Here is a 17660-nt window from a genome sequence, read left to right on the forward strand (position 1 = left end):
AGTGGATGTGGCCCAGCGTCTCGGCCATGGCCATGCCGTAGGAGTAGTCCAGCCCCGCGCCGCCGTATTCCTCGGGCTTGGTCAGGCCCAGCAGGCCCAGGTCGCCCAGTTTCCTGAAGACCTCGTGCGCGGGGAAGATCTCGGCCTCCTCCCATGCGTCCACGTGGGGGTTGATCTCCTCGTCGATGAAGCGTTTCAGGGTTTTCTGGATCTCGCGATGCTCGTGCGTCAGTTGCATGGTGTCTCCGGGGTGTTCTGGGTGTTCTGAATGTTCTGTAAGGGGTGGCGCTGCGCTACATGCGCGCCACGCCGAACTGCATGGGCCGCAGCGGCCGCGCCGCCGCCTCGGCCACGGTGTCCAGGCAGAAGGCCAGCACGGCGCGGGTGTCGCGCGGGTCAATCACGCCGTCGTCCAGCAGCAGGCCACTGGTGTAGGCGACGTCCGCCTGCTGCTCGAACATGGCGACGATGCGGTCGAACTGCGCCCGCGACTCCTGCGGGTCGGGCGTGATGCCTTTGCGGGCAAGCGCCCCTTCGGTGACCATCTGCATGGTGCGCGCGGCCTGCTCGCCGCCCATGACTGCCGTCCTGGCGCCGGGCCAGCTGAACAGGAAGCGTGGCGCATAGCCACGCCCGCACATGCCGTAGTTGCCGGCGCCGAAGCTCGCGCCGCACTGGATGGTGATCTGCGGCACAGTGGCATTGGTAACGGCCTGGATCATCTTGCTGCCGTGCTTGATCATTCCGCCCTGCTCGCTGTCTTTGCCGACCATGTAGCCGGTGGTGTTCTGCAGGTAGACGATGGGCTGGCCCAGCTGGCACATCCACTGGATGAAGTGCGTGGCCTTGTTGGCGCCCGCCACATCGATGGGGCCGTTGTTGCTGATGAAGCCCACGGCGTGGCCGGCGATGCGGCCCTGGGCGCAGACGGTGGCGCTGCCGTAGCGCGCCTTGAACTCCAGCAGCTCGGAGCCGTCGGTCAGGCGCGCGATGACCTCGCGCATGTCCACCGGCTGGCGCAGGTCGGGCGAGATCAGCGCCAGCAGGTCGTCGGCCGGCAGCAGCGGCTCGGCCGCCGCACGCGGCTCGGCCGGCCCACCCCAGTCGCTCTGGGCGATGACGGCGCGCGCAATGCCGATGGCCTCGCGGTCGTCGCCCGCCAGGTATTCGCCCAGGCCCGAGACGCTGGTGTGCATCTCGGCGCCGCCGAGCTCTTCCTCGGTGGCGATCTCGCCGGTAGCGGCCTTGAGCAGCGGCGGGCCGGCCAGGAAGGCGCGCGAGCGGCCCTGCACCATGACGACCACGTCCGACAGCCCCGGCATGTAGGCGCCGCCGGCCGTGCCCGAGCCGTGCTGGATGGTCAGCACCGGGATGCCGGCCGCCGACAACCTCGCCAGGTTGCGAAACAGCGCACCACCGTGCACGAAGCCCTCGACGCGATAGCGCATCAGGTTGGCGCCGGCGCTCTCCACCAGGTGCACGAAGGGCAGGCGGTTTTGCAGCGCGATCTCCTGCAGGCGCAGGATTTTTTCCAGCCCCATGGGCTGGATGGCGCCGGCCTCTATCCCTGAGTCGCTGGCCACCACCATGCAGCGCACGCCCGAGACGAAGCCGATGCCGGCAATCACGCCGCCACCTGGCACGGACCTGGCCTCTTCACGCGTGTCCTGCAGGTAGCCCGCCAGGGCGCACAGCGGCAGCCAGGGCGCGCCAGCATCGAGCAGCAGCGCCACGCGCTGGCGTGGCAGCAGCTGGCCGCGCCTGGTGAACTGCGGCAGCGAGCGCGCCGACGCGGCGGCCGCGCGCTCCTCCAGCGCACGCAGCTGCGCCAGGCGCTCGAGCTGCGCCTCGCGGCGGCGCTGGGCGTCGGGCGCCTGGGCGCTGAAGCGCGAGGTGAATTCAGTGACGCTCATGCCTCGCTCCCGGCCTCATCCGTGAAGACCCTGGGCGTCTGCGCGCGGTGAAAGCCATCGAACGGCCGCACGGCGGGGCGCTGCTGCACCTGGGCGTCCGGCTGGCGCATGCCCCAGCCCATGCGCACCTGGGGGCGCGCGCCGTCCACGCGCAGCGTGGTGCCGCTGATGAAGTTGGCGGCCGGGCTCAGCAGAAAGGCGATGGCGGCCGAGACCTCGGCCTCCGTGCCCATGCGGCCCAACGGCACGGTGCGCGGCATGGCGCGCAGCATGTCGCCGGCCTCGGGCGGGTAGTTGTCCATGCCGCTGGAGGCGATGTAGCCCGGCGCCACGGCGTTCACGCGCACGCCGGCGCGCGCCCACTCGACGGCCGCCGTCTCGGTGAAGCTGACCATGCCGGCGCGCGCCGCGCCGCTGTGGCCCATGCCGGGCATGGAGCCCCACATGTCGGCAACGATGTTGACGATGGAGCCGCCGTGCGCAGCCATCCACTGCTTGAAGCACTCGCGCGCCAGCAGGAAGCCGCCCGTCAGGTTGGTGTTGACCACCGCCTCCCAGCCGCGCGCCGAGATGCTCTCCAGCGGTGCCATGAACTGGCCGCCGGCGTTGTTGACCAGGCCGTCGATGCGGCCGCACTCGGCCAGCACGGCCTGCACCAGCTGCGCCACCGCGTCCTCGTTGCGGATGTCGCAGGCGTGGCTGGAGGCCCGGCCGCCGTCGGCCTCGATCTCCTGCTGCACGGCGGCGAGCTTTTCCGGCTTGCGGCCGACCAGCACGACGTGCGCGCCCAGCTGCGCCAGCTCGTGCGCGCTGCAGCGGCCGATGCCGGAGCCGCCGCCGGTGACGACCACCGTCTGGCCCGTGAACAGGCCCGGCGCGAAGACCGAGCGGTAGGTGGAAGAAGAAGAAACGTCGGAATAGGTCATGACAGGTGGGTGAGTCAGTCCTGGTGGATGAAGAGCAGCAGGGCCTGCTCGGTGAGCGCGTCGAGCGAGAGTCCCTTGCGCGGCGAAAACCAGCTCACGGCCCAGTTCAACGCGCCGAAGATGAAGAGCCGGGCCACGGCCGGTTCGGCCCGCAGCGCGCCCGCCTGCGCCAGGGCCTGCAGGGCCGGCATCCAGGCGGCCTCGTACTCGTCCTTGATGCGTGCCACGTCCTTGCGCTGCGCGGCAGTGAGCGAGCGCCACTCGTAGAGCATCACGGGGATGAAGCCGCTGCGCGGCCCCAACAGGATCTCGAAGTGGTGGCGCACCAGCACGCGCAGCTGCTCGCGCGGCGCGGCGGCTGCACCCAGGCGCTCGAGCACCTGTTGCTGGCTTTGCAGGGCGCCGGCCATGCCCTCGCCCATCACGGCGTGCAGGAGCGCCCCTTTGCTCTTGAAGTGGTAGTAGGGCGAGCCGCTGTGCATGCCGACCGCGGCAGCGATGTCGCGCGTGCTGGTGGCGGCGTAGCCCTTGCTCAGGAACAGCCGGGCGGCCTTGTCCATGAGCTTGCGGCGGCGGTTGCCGTCGTCCTGCTCGCCCGCCGTCTTGCGCGGCCGGCCGCGCGGACGGCGCGCGGGCTCGGCCGGGGCGCTGTTCGCAGCGGCGATTTCAGTGTCCGCGGGGCCAGGACGGGGCTTTTGCTTCGGCATGGGAAGGCACGATAGCAAAGCGATTTATTTTTAGCAAGCGATTGCTTTGTAAAAATACCCTGTGCGGGCCATCACGGGACATCCGCGCCCTGTCGCCCGGCGCCCTCGTCCACCCGGTGGTGCCAGTAGCGCCGCCCCGCCTCGCGCTCGCAGCGCACCTGCCCGGTGGCCGACGACCAGCCCGCCGCGCCGCAGACGGCCGTCTGCACCAGCGCCGCACCCCGCGTGCGGTAGCGCTCGCGCACCTCGGCCGCCGGGTGGCCGAAGCGGTTGCGCCAGCCCGCCTGGACCAGCGCCACCGAGGGGCGCACGGCGTCGAGGAAGGTATCGCTCGAGGACGTCCGGCTGCCGTGGTGCGGCACGAGCAGCAGGTCCGCCGCCAGGGGCGCGCCGGCGGCCACCAGCGCCAGCTCCTGGGCGCGTTCGATGTCGCCGGCCAGCAGGGCGGCGCGCCCTGCGCTGGCGCCCGCCAGCCCCTGCGCCTGCACGCGCAGCACGCAGCTGCGCGCATTGGGGCGGGAGGCGGCGCCGGCGGCAGGCGGCAGCTCTGGCGCCGGGTGCAGCATCTCGAAATCGACCCCGTCCCAGCGCCAGCGCTGCCCGGCCACGCAGGGTTGCACCAGGCGCAGCGCCTGCAGCGGGTGGCCGGCATCGATCGAGCCCGACACCCGCGCCCCGGGCTGCTGCGCCAGCACGGCGGCGGCGCCGCCGGTGTGGTCGCTGTCGCCGTGGCTGAGCACGAGCTGGTCCAGCCGCTCGCCCAGGGCCTGCAGCAGCGGCACGACCACGCGCTCGCCCGCGTCGCCGCTGGTGCCGTAGCGCGGGCCGGCGTCATAGAGCAGGCTGCGCCCGGCGGTGCGCACCAGCACGGCCTGGCCCTGGCCCACGTCCAGCGCCAGCAGGTCGAACTGCCCGGGCTCCGGCCGCGCCGGCTGCCAGGCCAGCGCCGGCAGCGCCAGCGGCAGGGCCAGCAGGCGCACGCCCCAGGGCAGGCGCAGCACCAGCAGCACGCCCGCCCCCACCGCCAGCAGGCCTGCCCACAAAGGCGCCCGGGGCAGCAGCAGCTGAGCCCCGGGCCAGCCGGCCAGCCACTGCAGCCACAGGCCCAGCAGCTCGGCGCTCCAGGCCGCCAGCTGCCACAGCGGCGGCCACAGCACGCCGCCCAGCGCCGCGGGCAGCAGCACCAGCGTGGTCCAGGGTATGGCCAGCAGGTTGGCCAGCAACCCCACGACCGAGACCTGACCGAACAGCAGCAGCGTGAGCGGCGCCAGCGCCAGGGTCACGATCCACTGCTCGCGCAAAATATGAAGAAAACGGGCTGCAGCCCTTTTACCCCCTGGGCCTTGTGCTCCTCTATCGGTAGCAAACAGCACTCCCACTGCCACGAAGCTCAGCCAAAAACCCGGCTGCACCAGTGCCCACGGGTCGGCCAGTAGCACCACCGCGCAGGCCAGCAGCCAGACCTGCGGCCAGGGCCAGCGCCGCCCCGACAGGCGCAGCAGCGCGACGCTGGCCAGCATCAGCACCGTGCGCTGCGCGGGCACGCCCCAGCCGCTGAAGAGGGCGTAGGCGCCCGCCAGCAGCACGCCGCCGACCAGCGCCGCGTGGGGCGCCGGCACGGCCAGGCACAGCCGGGCACTGCGGCGCCACAGCCACTGCAGCGCCGCGGCGGCGATCCAGGCAAACAGCGTGATGTGCAGCCCCGAGATGCTCATCAGGTGGGCCACCCCGGTGGTGCGGAACACCTCCCAGTCGGCGCGGTCGATGGCGCGCTGGTCGCCCGTGACCAGCGCCGCCACCACGCCCGAAGCGCGCCGCCGCGCTTCATCGGCCTCGGCCGGGGCCAGGCGGGCCGCGATGGCGTCGCGCACGGCCTGGCGCAGCTGCTCGACGGGGTAGCGCCAGGTCTGGTCCAGGCGCTCGGGCGGCGCATCGCGCGCGCCGCTGCGCACGTAGCCGGTGGCCTGCACGCCCTGCTCCCACAGCCACAGCTCGTAGTCGAAGCCGTGCGGGTTGCGCGCGCCGTGCGGGGCCTTTAGCCGCACGGTCAGGCGCCAGCGCTCGCCGGCGCGCACGGCCGGCAGCGGGGCCGCGCTCTCGCCGCCCCAGCCGGCCGCGTACCAGGACAGGTCGATCAGCTGCGGCAGCGGCACGGCGGGGCCGGGGTCGCCGGCTGCGTGCGCCGACTCCACCGCGAGCCGCAGGCGCAGGCCGTTCTCGCGTGCCTGCGGCATGGCGGCAATGGTGCCGGTGACGCGCAGGTCCACGCCCTGCCACTGTGGCGCCAGCGCCCCGCCCTCGAACGCCAGCGCCCGCAACCCGCACAGCCCCCAGGCCAGCGCCGCAGCGCCCAGGCCGGCGCGCGCCAGGCGCAGCCCCGACCGGGTGCGGGGCAGCACCAGGGAGGCCAGCAGCGCCAGCCCGGCGGCCAGCGCCGCTGCATGGGCCAACACGGACGCCAGCTCGCGCTGCTGCAGCTGCAGCGCCGTGCCCGCCACCACGCCCAGCAGCGCGGCCGTGCCCGGCCAGCGCGCCCGCAGGTGCCCACGCGGGGCGGCGCTGTGCGGGCGGGCGGCGGGGCTGCTCATGCGTGCATGCATACCACACACCCGCCGTCCGCTACAATGCGCCGCCATGCATGCCGCCGCCCCCACCCCCGCCCTGACGGGCAAGCCCGCCTCCGCGGCGGGCCGGGCCGCGCGCATGGCTTCCACCAAAACCACGACCATCAAGGGCTGACCCAGCTCCGGCATCGTCGTGCGCCCTCCCTGGCCCAGACGAGCCGGGGCCGAGAAAGCAGCCGCCGGTCGCGTGCGTACTGTTTTTCAAACCTCGTGAAAGGGCATTTCAAATGAGCAAGCAACTGGTAGGCCTGGTCGGCTGGCGCGGCATGGTGGGCTCCGTTCTGATGGACCGCATGCAGGCCGAGGGCGACTTCGAGCTGATCGAGCCGGTCTTCTTCTCCACCTCCAACGCTGGCGGCAAGGCGCCCGCCATGGCGCGCGCGCACACCGAACTGAAGGACGCCGGCGACATCGCCGAGCTGGCCAGGTGCGACATCGTCATCACCTGCCAGGGCGGCGACTGGACCAAGGAGGTGTTCCCGAAGCTGCGCGCCAGCGGCTGGCAGGGCCACTGGATCGATGCGGCCAGCGCGCTGCGCATGGAGGACGATGCGGTCATCGTGCTCGACCCGGTCAACGAGGGCCTGATCCAGAAGAAGCTGGCCGCCGGCGGCAGGAACTGGATCGGCGGCAACTGCACCAACTCCATCCTGCTGATGGGCCTGGCCGGGCTGTTCAAGGCCGACCTGGTCGAATGGGTCAGCTCCATGACCTACCAGGCGGCCTCGGGCGGCGGCGCCAACCACATGCGCGAGCTGCTCAAGGGCATGGGCGTGATCCACGGCGCGGTCGCCGATGAGCTGGCCACGCCCGCCTCGGCCATCCTGGACATCGATCGCAAGGTCGCGCAGACCATCCGCCAGGATGTGCCCACCGAGTTCTTCGGCGCGCCCCTGGCCGGCGGCCTGATCCCCTGGATCGACTCGCAGCTGGACAACGGCCAGTCCAAGGAAGAATGGAAGGGCCAGGCCGAGGTCAACAAGATCCTGGGCACTGAGAGCACCATCCCCGTCGACGGCCTGTGCGTGCGCATCGGTGCCATGCGCTGCCACTCGCTGGCGCTGACGCTGAAGCTGAAGAAGGACCTGCCCCTGGCCAAGATCGAATCCCTCATCCAGGGCGGCAACCCCTGGGTCAAGTTCGTCGCCAATGAGCGCGCGCTCACGGTGAAGGAGCTGACGCCCGCCTCCATCACCGGCGGCCTGCAGGTCGGCGTGGGCCGCGTGCGCAAGCTCAACATGGGGCCCGAATACGTCTCGGCCTTCGTGATCGGCGACCAGCTGCTGTGGGGTGCGGCCGAGCCGCTGCGCCGCATGCTGCGCATCCTGCTCCAGGCCTGAGACCTCCCGGCAAGTCGGGGCGGCGGGGGCGCCCTGCCTCGCCTTGTCAGTACAAACTGTTGCTGATATGGTGCTTTTCGCACCCGCTCCGGGGCAGCCGCCGGCCCACCCTGGAGCGCACGAATCCCAGCCTCCTCCTCACCTCCCATGCCCCCTCCCGCCCCCACGCAACGCTGGACCCTCCCTGCGCTGGCCGCAGCCGCCGTCCTGTCGACAGGCCTGTACAGCGCCGACGCCAGCGCCCTGGCCCTTGGGCGCGTGACCGTGCAGTCGGCCCTGGGCGAGCCGCTGCGCGCCGAGATCGAGCTGCCTCAGATCACGGCGGCCGAGGCCGAGTCGCTGCGCGTGGCACCCGCAAGCCCGGAGATGTTCCGCGCCCAGGGCGTGGACTATGCCGCCGCGGTGCACGGCGTGCAGGTGCAGCTGCAGCGCCGCGGCGACGGCTCCATGGTGCTGCGCCTGCGCAGCGAGCGGCCCATCAACGAGCCTTTCCTGGACCTGGTCATCGATGCGGGCTGGAACGCCGGCCACATCGTGCGCACCTACACCCTGCTGTTCGACCCACCGGCGCTGCGCCAGCCACCGGCCGCAGTTGCAGCCGCGCCACAGGTCGCTCCCCCGGCCGCGCGGCCGCGCACCGCGCCAGAAGCTGCGCCCGCTCCGCGCCCGGCCCGTGCCGCGGCCTCCGCAGCCGCCCCGCCGGGCGGCGAGGTGACGGTGCGCAGCGGCGACACGGCCGGGCAGATCGCCCAGGCGCGCCGGCCCGCCGGCATCTCGCTGGACCAGATGCTGGTTGCCCTGGCGCGCGCCAACCCCGAAGCCTTCGTGCAGGGCAACGTCAACCGCCTGCGCGCCGGCGCGGTGCTGCAGATGCCCAGCGAGTCCGAAGCGCTCGCTACCCCGGCGCCCGAGGCGCGGCGCATCATTGCCGCGCAGAGCCGCGACTTCAACGAATATCGTCGCCGCCTGGCCCGGGCCGCGCCCGCCACCCGGACCGCCACCCCCGAGCGTTCGGCCAGCGGCAGCGTGGCCCAGGCCGAGGTGCGCGACCGCCCGGGCGCCGAGGCCAGCCCCGACCGGCTGACCCTGGCCAAGAACGGCGCGGGCGCCAGCCAGGCCGAGGAGCAGCTGGCGCGCGAGAAGCAGGCCGACCAGGACGCGGCCCGCGTGGCCGAACTGTCGCGCAACATCGCCGAGCTGAACCAGCTGGGCGGCTCCTCCGGCACGGCCGCCCCTGCCGCGCCCGCCCCGGTGCAGCCGGCTGGAGAAACCACGCCCGCTCCGGACAGTGCCTCCCCCGGCGCCATCGCTCTCCCGGCGGATGCTGCCCCTCTCGGCGACCTCGCAGGCACTCAGCCCCCGGCAACTGGCGCAGACACGCCCGGGCCGGCCGTGCCGGGGCCTGCCGCGCCCGTAGCGCCAGCGGCGCCCGCCGCCACGCCGCCGGTGGCGGCCCCCAGCTTCTTCGGCACCCTGATGGAGGAGCCGCTCATGCCCGCGGCGGGGCTAGCCATCATCCTGCTGCTGCTCGGCTACGGCGGCTGGCGCGCGGTGCAAAAACGCCGCAGCCAGGAGGAGGAAGTGGACAGCGCCTTCCTGGAGAACCCGCTGCAGCCCGACTCCTTCTTCGGCAGCAGCGGCGGCCAGCGGGTGGACACGGCGCAGGACGACGCGGCCGCTTCCGCCTACTCGCCCAGCCAGCTCGATGCGGGCGATGCCGACCCGGTGGCCGAGGCCGACGTCTATCTGGCCTATGGCCGCGATGCGCAGGCCGAAGAAATTCTCAAGGAAGCGCAACGCCACCAGCCCGAGCGCGCGGCCATCCCCGCCAAGCTGGCAGAGATCCATGCGCGGCGGCACGACCGCCGGGCCCTGGAGGCTGCCGCCCGCAGGGTGCACGAGCTGACCAGTGGCCAGGGCGAGGAGTGGGCCCGCGTGGCCGAGCTTGGCCGCGAGGCGGACCCGGCCAACCCCCTCTACCAGGCGGCGCAACCGGCGCCGCTGGGCGCAGCCGCGGCCCTGGCGGCGGGCTCTGCCCTGGTTGCTGGCACCGATGTTGGCAATCCCGAGCCCGCCGGGCCGGACGCCGACCTCGACATCGACCTGGAGCCCGGCCCGGCCCTGCCCGAACTGGACCTGGACCTGGATTTCGACCTCGACCTGCAGCCACCTGCACCCGCCCCGCAGCCCAGCACTTTTGCTGCCGCCGCGGCCGCGGCCAGCGCGGAACTGGCCGCCCAGGAGGCCGCGGCCGAGGCGTCGGAGCGCCCGGCGCCCGCGCCCGAGCCGGTGGCGGAGCCGCAGCGCGTCTCCGAGCCGGCAGCAGAGCCCGTGCCAGAGCCCGTCCAGGCGCCCGAGGTCGAAACCATCGACCTGGAGCTGCCCGCAGACGCGGACGGCGCCGCCGACGGCGAACCGCAGGCCGCCCCGGACGGCGACCCCCTGGCGCTGGAGTTTCCCGACCTCGACCTCGACCTGAACCTGGAGCCGCCTGCCCCGCAGCCCGCCGCGGGCAGCGCCAGCACCGATGCGCTGGATTTCGACCTGGGGGATTTCGCGCTCGACCTGGGAGACAGCCCCGCCAGCGCAACACCCTCCGCGCCCAGCGGCCCCGCGCAGGCCGCGCAGCCGCACGCTGCGGGCGACCTGCTGCCCGAAGACCCGCTGGCCACCAAGCTGGCGCTGGCCGAGGAGTTCCGCGCCATCGGCGACGACGAGGGGGCCCGCACCCTGATCGAGGAAGTCGTCGCCGAAGCCACCGGCGACGTGCGCGCACGCGCCGAGCGCCTGCTGCAAGAGCTTTCCTGATGGCGCCTCGGGTTTGCAAGAGCGTGGCGCTGCCATGAGGATGGCCCTGGGCGTCAGCTACGGCGGCACGGCCTACAGCGGCTGGCAAAGCCAGCCCGGCGGCAACACCGTGCAGGACCGGCTGGAGGCGGCGCTCGAGCGTTTCGCCACCGTCCCCGTCTCCACGGTCTGCGCCGGCCGCACCGACGCCGGCGTGCATGGGCTGATGCAGGTGGTGCACTTCGACACCTCGCTCGAGCGCGCGCCGTTCTCCTGGGTGCGCGGCACCAACACCTTCCTGCCGCCGGACATCGCCGTGCAGTGGGCCCAGCCCGTGCCCGACAGCTTCCACTCCCGCGCCTGCGCCGTGGGCCGCCGTTATGCCTATGTGCTGCTGCAGTCGCCCGTGCGGCCCAGCATTGAGGCCGCGCGCGTGGGCTGGGTCTGGCGACCGCTCGACGAAGACGCGATGCGCGAGGCCATCGAACACCTGCTGGGCGAGCATGATTTCAGCTCGTTTCGCGCCTCGGGCTGCCAGGCCCGCACGCCCGTCAAGACGCTGCGGCGCATCGACATCACACGGCGCGGGCCACCGGCGGGCGCCGGTGGCCCGCACGGCGCGGCCAGCTGCTACTGGCGCTTCGACTTCGAGGGCGACGCCTTCTTGCACCACATGATCCGCAACATCATGGGCTCTGTCGTCGCCGTCGGCCAGGGCCTGCGCCCGCCCGCGTGGATGGGCGAGGTGCTGCGGGCGCGCTCGCGCGAGGCCGCCGCGCCCACCTTCTCGCCCGACGGGCTGTACTTCCTCGGGCCGCAATACGACCCCATCTGGGGCCTGCCCGAGCGCACGGCTGGCTACGATCTGTTGCCATGAACGGCCCCGCCACCCCCGACCCGATCGCCGCCTGTACGCCGCGCACCCGCATCAAGATCTGCGGCCTGACCCGCGAGCAGGACGTGGACGCCGCCGTGGCCCTTGGCGCCGACGCCGTGGGCTTCGTGCTCTACCCGAAGAGTCCGCGCGCCGTGACCGCCCTCCGCGCCGCCGAGCTGGCCCGGCGCCTGCCGCCCTTCGTCACCCCGGTGCTGCTGTTCGTCAATGCCCCCGCTACCGAAGTGATAGCTGCATGTCAAGGCGTGCCGGGGGCTTGGGCCCAGTTTCATGGGGATGAATCGCCCCAGGACTGTCTGGACGCCACCGACGGCGGGCGCACGCCCTTCCTGCGTGCGGCGCGCATTCCCCTGGGCGACGACGCGGCGCGGTTCGACCTCATAGAATATGCCCGGCAACACTCCCGCGCCCGCGCCATCCTGCTCGACGCCCTGGTCGAAGGCTATGGCGGGGGCGGCAAGGCTCTCTCTTGGTCACAGCTTCCACCCGCCGCCGGCGGTCCCCTCGTCTTGTCTGGTGGGCTCACGCCTGCAAACGTGAGCGATGGCATCGCGCAGCTGCGCGGGCGCTGCAGCGCGCTCGCGGTTGACGTCAGCTCCGGCGTGGAAGCCACCGGCCCCGAGGGCCAGGCCTGCAAGGGCATCAAGGACGCCGGCAAGATCCAACGCTTCATCGCCGCGGTGCGCGCGGCCGATGCGGCCTCTGTCCCCTCTTCTCTGTAAATGTCCGCATACCAACAACCCGACGCATCCGGCCACTTCGGCCCCTATGGCGGCAGCTTCGTGAGCGAGACGCTCACGCACGCCATCCAGGAGCTGCGCAGCGCCTATGCGCGCTACCAGCACGACCCCGAGTTCCAGGCGGAATTCCAGCGCGAACTCGCGCACTACGTGGGCCGGCCCTCACCCGTCTACCACGCCGCGCGCACCAGCCGTGAGCTCGGCGGCGCGCAGATCTACCTGAAGCGCGAGGACCTCAACCACACCGGCGCGCACAAGATCAACAACGTCATCGGCCAGGCCATGCTGGCGCGCCGCATGGGCAAGCCGCGCATCATCGCCGAGACCGGCGCGGGCCAGCACGGCGTGGCCACGGCCACCATCTGCGCGCGCTATGGCCTGGAATGCATCATCTACATGGGTGCCGAGGACGTGCGCCGCCAGAGCCCCAACGTCTATCGCATGAAGCTGCTGGGCGCCACCGTGGTACCCGTGGAGTCGGGCAGCAGGACGCTCAAGGACGCGCTCAACGAGGCCATGCGCGACTGGGTGGCCAACGTCGAGAACACCTTCTACATCATCGGCACCGTGGCCGGCCCCCACCCCTATCCCATGATGGTGCGCGACTTCCAGAGCGTGATCGGCCAGGAATGCCTGGTGCAGATGCCCGAGCTGCTGGCCCGCCAGGGTAGCGCTGCCGAGCAGCCCGATGCGGTCATCGCCTGCGTGGGCGGCGGCAGCAACGCCATGGGCATCTTCCACCCCTACATCCCGCACGCGGCCACGCGCCTGATCGGCGTGGAAGCGGCTGGCGAAGGCCTGGAGTCGGGCCGGCACTCGGCCAGCCTGCAGCGCGGCTCCTCGGGTGTGCTGCACGGCAACCGCACCTTCATCCTGCAGGACGAGAACGGCCAGATCACCGAGACGCACAGCATCAGCGCCGGGCTGGACTACCCCGGCGTCGGCCCCGAGCACGCCTGGCTGCAGGAAATCAGGCGTGCCGAGTACGTCGGCATCACGGACCAGGAGGCGCTGGACGCCTTCCACCACCTGTGCCGCACCGAGGGCATCATCCCGGCGCTGGAGTCGAGCCACGCCTTTGCCTACGCCATGAAGCTTGCCCCGACCATGGCGCCCAGCCAATCCATCCTGGTCAACCTGTCGGGCCGGGGTGACAAGGACATTGGCACCGTGGCCGACCTGTCGGGCGTCGACTTCAGCGAGCGGCCCAGCACGCGCGGCATCGCCGTCAAGGGAGCCAGGGAATGAGCCGCATCCAGGCCACTTTCGATGCGCTGCAGGCCGCCGGCCGCACCGCGCTGATTCCCTATGTCACCGCGGGCTTCCCGTTCGCCGACATCACGCCGGCGCTGATGCACGGCATGGTCGAGGCGGGCGTGGACGTCATCGAGCTGGGCGTGCCGTTTTCCGACCCCATGGCCGATGGCCCGGTCATCCAGAAGGCCGGCGAGAAAGCCCTGTCACTGGGCGTGGGCCTGGCCCAGGTGCTGGAGATGGTGCGCATCTTCCGCCAGCGCAACAAGACCACGCCCGTGGTGCTCATGGGCTATGCCAACCCGGTCGAGCGCTACGAGCAGCAGCACGGCAAGGGCGCGTTCGCGCGCCATGCGCAGGACGCCGGCGTCGACGGTCTGCTGATCGTCGATTACCCGCCCGAGGAGTGCGTGGAGTTCGCCGCCGAGCTGCGTGCGCACGGCATCGACATGATCTTCCTGCTCGCCCCCACCTCCACGCCCGAGCGCATGGCCCAGGTGGCGCGGGTGGCCAGCGGCTACGTCTATTACGTCTCGCTCAAGGGCGTGACGGGCTCGGCGGCGCTGGACACTGCCGAGGTGGCGGCCATGCTGCCGCGCATCCGCGAGCATGTGAAGATTCCCGTGGGCGTGGGCTTTGGCATCCGCGACGCGGCCACGGCCCAGGCCGTCGGCCAGGTCGCCGACGCCGTGGTCATCGGCAGCCGCATCATCGGCCTCATCGACGGCCAGCCGCACGAGCGCGTGGTCGGCATCACTGTGGACTTCCTGCGCCAGGTGCGCAAGGCCCTCGATACCCCAAGCGACGACATCAAGAGGTAACCCAGCAATGTCCTGGCTCGAAAAACTCCTGCCCTCCAAGATCCAGCAGACCGACCCGGCCGAGCGCCGGCAGATGCCCGAAGGGCTGTGGATCAAGTGCCCCAGCTGCGAGACGGTGCTCTACAAGAACGACCTGGAGGCCAACCAGAACGTCTGCCCGACCTGCGGCCACCACCACCGCATCGGCGCGCGCGCACGCCTGAACGCCTTTCTCGACGGCGAGGGCCGCTACGAGATCGGCCAGGAGGTCCTGCCCGTCGATGCGCTGAAGTTCAAGGACAGTCGCAAATACCCCGAGCGCCTCAAGGAGGCGCTGGAGAACACCGGCGAAACCGACGCCCTGGTCGTCATGGGCGGCTCGGTCAAGGGCGTGGAGCTGGTGGTCGCGGCGTTCGAGTTCGACTTCATGGGCGGCTCCATGGGCTCGGTGGTGGGCGAGCGCTTCGTGCGCGGCGTGGAGGCGGCCATCGAGCAAAAGGTGCCCTTCCTGTGCTTCACCGCCACGGGCGGCGCGCGCATGCAGGAGGGTCTGCTGTCGCTCATGCAGATGGCCAAGACGAACGCCGCGCTCACGCGCCTGGCAAAAAAGGGCCTGCCCTACATCAGCGTGCTCACCGACCCGACCATGGGCGGCGTCTCGGCCGGCTTTGCCTTCGTGGGCGACATCGTGATCGCCGAGCCCAAGGCCCTGATCGGCTTTGCCGGGCCGCGCGTGATCGAGTCCACCGTGCGCGTGACGCTGCCCGAGGGCTTCCAGCGCGCCGAGTTCCTGCAGACCAAGGGCGCGGTGGACATGATCGTGGACCGCCGCGAGCTGCCGGCCACCGTGGCCCGGTGCCTGGCCATGCTGCAGCGCCTGCCCGCCGAGGCCGTCGCCTGAAAAACATCTAAAAACATAGCTGCACCACGTTGACTGACAAGGGTTTGAGCGGAAAAACGCTCAAACCCTTTTTTCGTTCAGGCCGCCGCCTTGACCTGGGCGCAGTCCGCGCTCGCATCCTGGGGGCCGCGAGCGGCTGCGTGCAGCGCCGGCGCCTCGGCCTGCGGCTCCAGGCGGAAGTCGGCCGCGCGGTGCAGCTTCCAGCCACCGTCGCCCGTCAGCTGCAGCACATGCGTGTGATAGGCCAGCACGGCGGGGCGATGGGCCACGCTGACCAGGGTCGCGCCCCGGGCCAGCAGGCGCTGGTACAGGTGTGCTTCGTTGGCGGCGTCGAGGGCGCTGGTGGACTCGTCCAGGATCACGAAGCGCGGGCCTGCGATCAGTACCCGCGCAAACGCCAGGCGCTGCTGCTCGCCCAGCGACAGGATCTGGCTCCAGTCCACCTCCGAGTCCAGCCCTTCGCCGCGCTTGGCCAGCTCGGATAGGTGCACGTCGGCCAGCGCCTGGAGCAGCAGCTCGTCATCGACCTCGCGGTCGAGCTGCGGATACAGCAGCTGGGCGCGCAGGCTGCCGATCTGCATGTAGGGGCGCTGCGGCAGGAACAGGCTCTCGGCCGCGGGCGGGCGCTGGATGCTGCCCTGGCCCGAGCGCCACAGCCCGGCAATGGCGCGCAACAGCGAACTCTTGCCGCAGCCGCTCTCGCCCACGATGAGCAGCGCATCGCCGCTGTGCAGCGTCAGGCTCAGGTCGCGCACCAGCAGGCGTGAGAAGTCGGGCGTGTGCAGGGTGACCGAGCGCAGCGACAGTCGCTCGGACTCCGAACTGCGGATGACCCCGTCCTGGCGCCGCGGGCGCAGCGCGATGACCTCGGCACGGGCGCCCGCCGGCGTCCCGGCTTCGCGCTCGCCGCTGGCCTCGTCGGTCTCGCCCGGGCGCGGCGGCAACGCCGCCATCAATGCGTGGATGCGCTCGATGCCGGCGGTGAAGCGGCTCAGGCTCTCGAAATTGTCGACGATGAGCGAGACGGCGCCAAGCACCGCCAGGAAGGCCCCGGCCGCCTTGATGGCCTCGCCCACCTCCAGCTGGCCCGATAGCACCAGGTCGGCGATCAGCACGTTGGGCAGCAAGATGGCCAGCTGGTTGTAGGCCTGCTGGAAGAAGTTCAGGTTGAACTGCTTCTTCAGCAGCTGCTGGGTGTTGTGAAAAGCCTTGGCGAAACGGCCGCGCACTTGGCGCAGCTCGGCCTTCTCGCCCCGGTGGAAGGCGATCGACTCGGCGTTCTCGCGCACCCGCACCAGGCTGAAGCGGAAGTCCGCCTCACGGCGCAGCTGGAAGAAGTTGAGCCGCATGAGCGGCGCGCCAAACACCTTCACCGTGACCCAGGTGCCCAGGAGGGTGTAGGCCAGCAGCACATAGACCAGCAGGTGCGAGATGTTCCACAGCACCCAGCTGAAGGCCAGCAGCTGCATCAGCGAGCCAATGGCGATCAGCAGGAAGTACAGCGAACGTGCGGTGAAGTTGTTGACGTCCTCGGCGATGCGCTGGTCCGGGTTGTCCAGGGTGCCTCCGCGCTGCGTCAGCTCGTAGAAGCGCCGGTTGTGGAAGTAGCGCGCCAGCAGGCGGTGCGACAGCCAGCGCCGCCAATGGTTGCCCAGGGTGTCGCGCACATACCAGTACAGCGCCCGCACCGGCACGAACACCCCGGCCAGCAGCAGCAGCCAGAGCATGGCCTGCCAGAAGCGGTCGCGGTCCTGCAGCGACAGGGCCGAGGTCATCTCGCCCGCCTCGTTGTTGATCAGCACGGCCATCTGCGTCTCGGCCAGCAGCATGACCACCAGGCCCAGCAGAAAGGCCCAGGCCTTGGCACGCTCGCCCTCGCGCCAGTAGGGCGAGGCGATGGCCCAGAAGCGCCGCCACAGGCGCGCGGAGAGGAAATTGAAACGCTCCAGCCCTGCTGGATCGTCTGCCGCGCCGTCCTGCGGCCCCTCGTGTGTCCCCGGATTTGTTGAGTTCTTCATTTGGCCGTTACCCAGCGGCCCGGGGCACCCCCGATAAATGAAGCCCCCGGCCTGCCGCGCAGGCTACGTGAAGGCTCCGTGGGGCCTTGTAAGACGGCAGGCAAGGGCTGACGTAGGCAGGCCGCGCGGCCTGCGCACGGGCGGCCCGGGTGTGCCCTACAGCGCCATCGCGCCGGCCTGCAGGTGTCCCAGCACCATCAGGGCCACCTGCAGCAGCACCAGCAGCACCAGCGGAGACAGGTCCAGCCCGCCGACCAGCGGAACGACGCGCTGGATGGGCGCCAGCAGCGGCTGGCACAGCCGCGTGACCAAGTCGCCCACGGGCGAGCGCGCCTGCACCCAGGACAGCACGACATGCACCAGCACCAAGCCGATCAGCCCTGACAGCGCCACCCGGGCCGTGCCGAACAGCGCCATCCAGGGCGTCCAGGCCAGCCCCGCGCCGCCGGTCAGCAAGAGCGCCAGCAGCAGGTATTGCGCCAGCTGCAACAGCAGCGCGGCGGCCAGGCTCGCCAGGTCCCAGCGCCCGGCCGGCGGCACCACCTTGCGCAGCGGCAGCACCAGCCAGTCGGTCAGGGCGAACACCAGCCGGCCCACGGGGTTGGAGAAGGGAATGTGCTGCAGCTGCATGTAGAGCCGCAGCAGGCTGGCGCCGGTGAGCACGCCGCTCACCACGTCGAGGAGAAAGCTAACGATCTGGAGCAGCAGCATGGTCGGGGGGTCGGGAGTTGCGCCCTGATGATAGCCACCCTGCC

General features: G+C 71.5%; 14 protein-coding genes. 7 read left to right on the forward strand and 7 right to left on the reverse strand.

The annotated features are described in order from the left end of the window. The 5 genes from RT051_RS09195 to RT051_RS09215 form a co-directional block, all read right to left on the reverse strand. The coding region (locus tag RT051_RS09195) for an acyl-CoA dehydrogenase family protein (RefSeq protein ID WP_313075454.1) at positions 1 to 238 on the reverse strand (238 nt) is incomplete at its 3' end. A gap of 55 nt (positions 239 to 293) precedes the next feature. After that, a complete protein-coding gene (locus RT051_RS09200) occupies positions 294 to 1913 on the reverse strand; it encodes a carboxyl transferase domain-containing protein (protein WP_313075457.1) in 1620 nt (539 codons plus the stop codon). Then, positions 1910 to 2839, reverse strand: coding sequence for an SDR family oxidoreductase (locus RT051_RS09205; RefSeq protein ID WP_313075461.1), 930 nt, complete (start codon positions 2837 to 2839; stop codon positions 1910 to 1912). The genes RT051_RS09200 and RT051_RS09205 overlap by 4 nt, the downstream gene beginning before the upstream one ends. A gap of 14 nt (positions 2840 to 2853) precedes the next feature. Next, a complete protein-coding gene (locus tag RT051_RS09210) occupies positions 2854 to 3546 on the reverse strand; it encodes a TetR/AcrR family transcriptional regulator (RefSeq protein ID WP_313075464.1) in 693 nt (230 codons plus the stop codon). A gap of 71 nt (positions 3547 to 3617) precedes the next feature. After that, positions 3618 to 6134, reverse strand: a complete 2517-nt coding sequence (locus tag RT051_RS09215; protein WP_313075466.1) for a DNA internalization-related competence protein ComEC/Rec2 — start codon at positions 6132 to 6134, stop codon at positions 3618 to 3620. 263 nt (positions 6135 to 6397) lie between these two features. Here RT051_RS09215 and asd point away from each other — a divergent pair, with 263 nt between their 5' ends. From asd to accD, 7 genes are all read left to right on the forward strand, one after another. Beyond that, complete coding sequence (gene asd / locus RT051_RS09220; protein ID WP_313075470.1) at positions 6398 to 7510, forward strand: aspartate-semialdehyde dehydrogenase; 1113 nt, start codon at positions 6398 to 6400, stop codon at positions 7508 to 7510. Positions 7511 to 7657: 147 nt separating this feature from the next. Next, positions 7658 to 10318 (forward strand): FimV/HubP family polar landmark protein, encoded by a 2661-nt coding sequence (locus RT051_RS09225; protein ID WP_313075473.1) that lies wholly within the window; start codon positions 7658 to 7660, stop codon positions 10316 to 10318. A gap of 34 nt (positions 10319 to 10352) precedes the next feature. Then, positions 10353 to 11174, forward strand: coding sequence for a tRNA pseudouridine(38-40) synthase TruA (gene truA, locus RT051_RS09230; protein WP_313075476.1), 822 nt, complete (start codon positions 10353 to 10355; stop codon positions 11172 to 11174). Continuing rightward, positions 11171 to 11914, forward strand: a complete 744-nt coding sequence (locus RT051_RS09235; protein ID WP_313075478.1) for a phosphoribosylanthranilate isomerase — start codon at positions 11171 to 11173, stop codon at positions 11912 to 11914. The genes truA and RT051_RS09235 overlap by 4 nt, the downstream gene beginning before the upstream one ends. Further along, a complete protein-coding gene (trpB, locus tag RT051_RS09240) occupies positions 11915 to 13180 on the forward strand; it encodes a tryptophan synthase subunit beta (protein WP_313075482.1) in 1266 nt (421 codons plus the stop codon). Next, entirely contained in the window at positions 13177 to 14007 is an 831-nt protein-coding gene (gene trpA / locus RT051_RS09245) for a tryptophan synthase subunit alpha (RefSeq protein ID WP_313075486.1), read from the forward strand. The genes trpB and trpA overlap by 4 nt, the downstream gene beginning before the upstream one ends. A 7-nt stretch (positions 14008 to 14014) precedes the next feature. After that, the gene (gene accD / locus RT051_RS09250; protein ID WP_313075488.1) at positions 14015 to 14887 is read left to right on the forward strand and encodes an acetyl-CoA carboxylase, carboxyltransferase subunit beta; all 873 of its coding nucleotides are present in this window, start codon (positions 14015 to 14017) and stop codon (positions 14885 to 14887) included. A 77-nt stretch (positions 14888 to 14964) separates the two neighbouring features. Here accD and RT051_RS09255 read toward each other — a convergent pair whose 3' ends face one another. After that, complete coding sequence (locus RT051_RS09255; RefSeq protein ID WP_313075491.1) at positions 14965 to 16905, reverse strand: ABC transporter ATP-binding protein/permease; 1941 nt, start codon at positions 16903 to 16905, stop codon at positions 14965 to 14967. A 156-nt stretch (positions 16906 to 17061) separates the two neighbouring features. Next, positions 17062 to 17613: a YggT family protein gene (locus RT051_RS09260; protein WP_313075535.1), complete on the reverse strand. Its 552-nt coding sequence runs from the start codon at positions 17611 to 17613 to the stop codon at positions 17062 to 17064. Between the last annotated feature and the right edge of the window lie 47 nt (positions 17614 to 17660).

Origin of the sequence: Melaminivora sp. (assembly GCF_032059615.1) — a bacterium.
Taxonomy (GTDB): domain Bacteria; phylum Pseudomonadota; class Gammaproteobacteria; order Burkholderiales; family Burkholderiaceae_C; genus Melaminivora.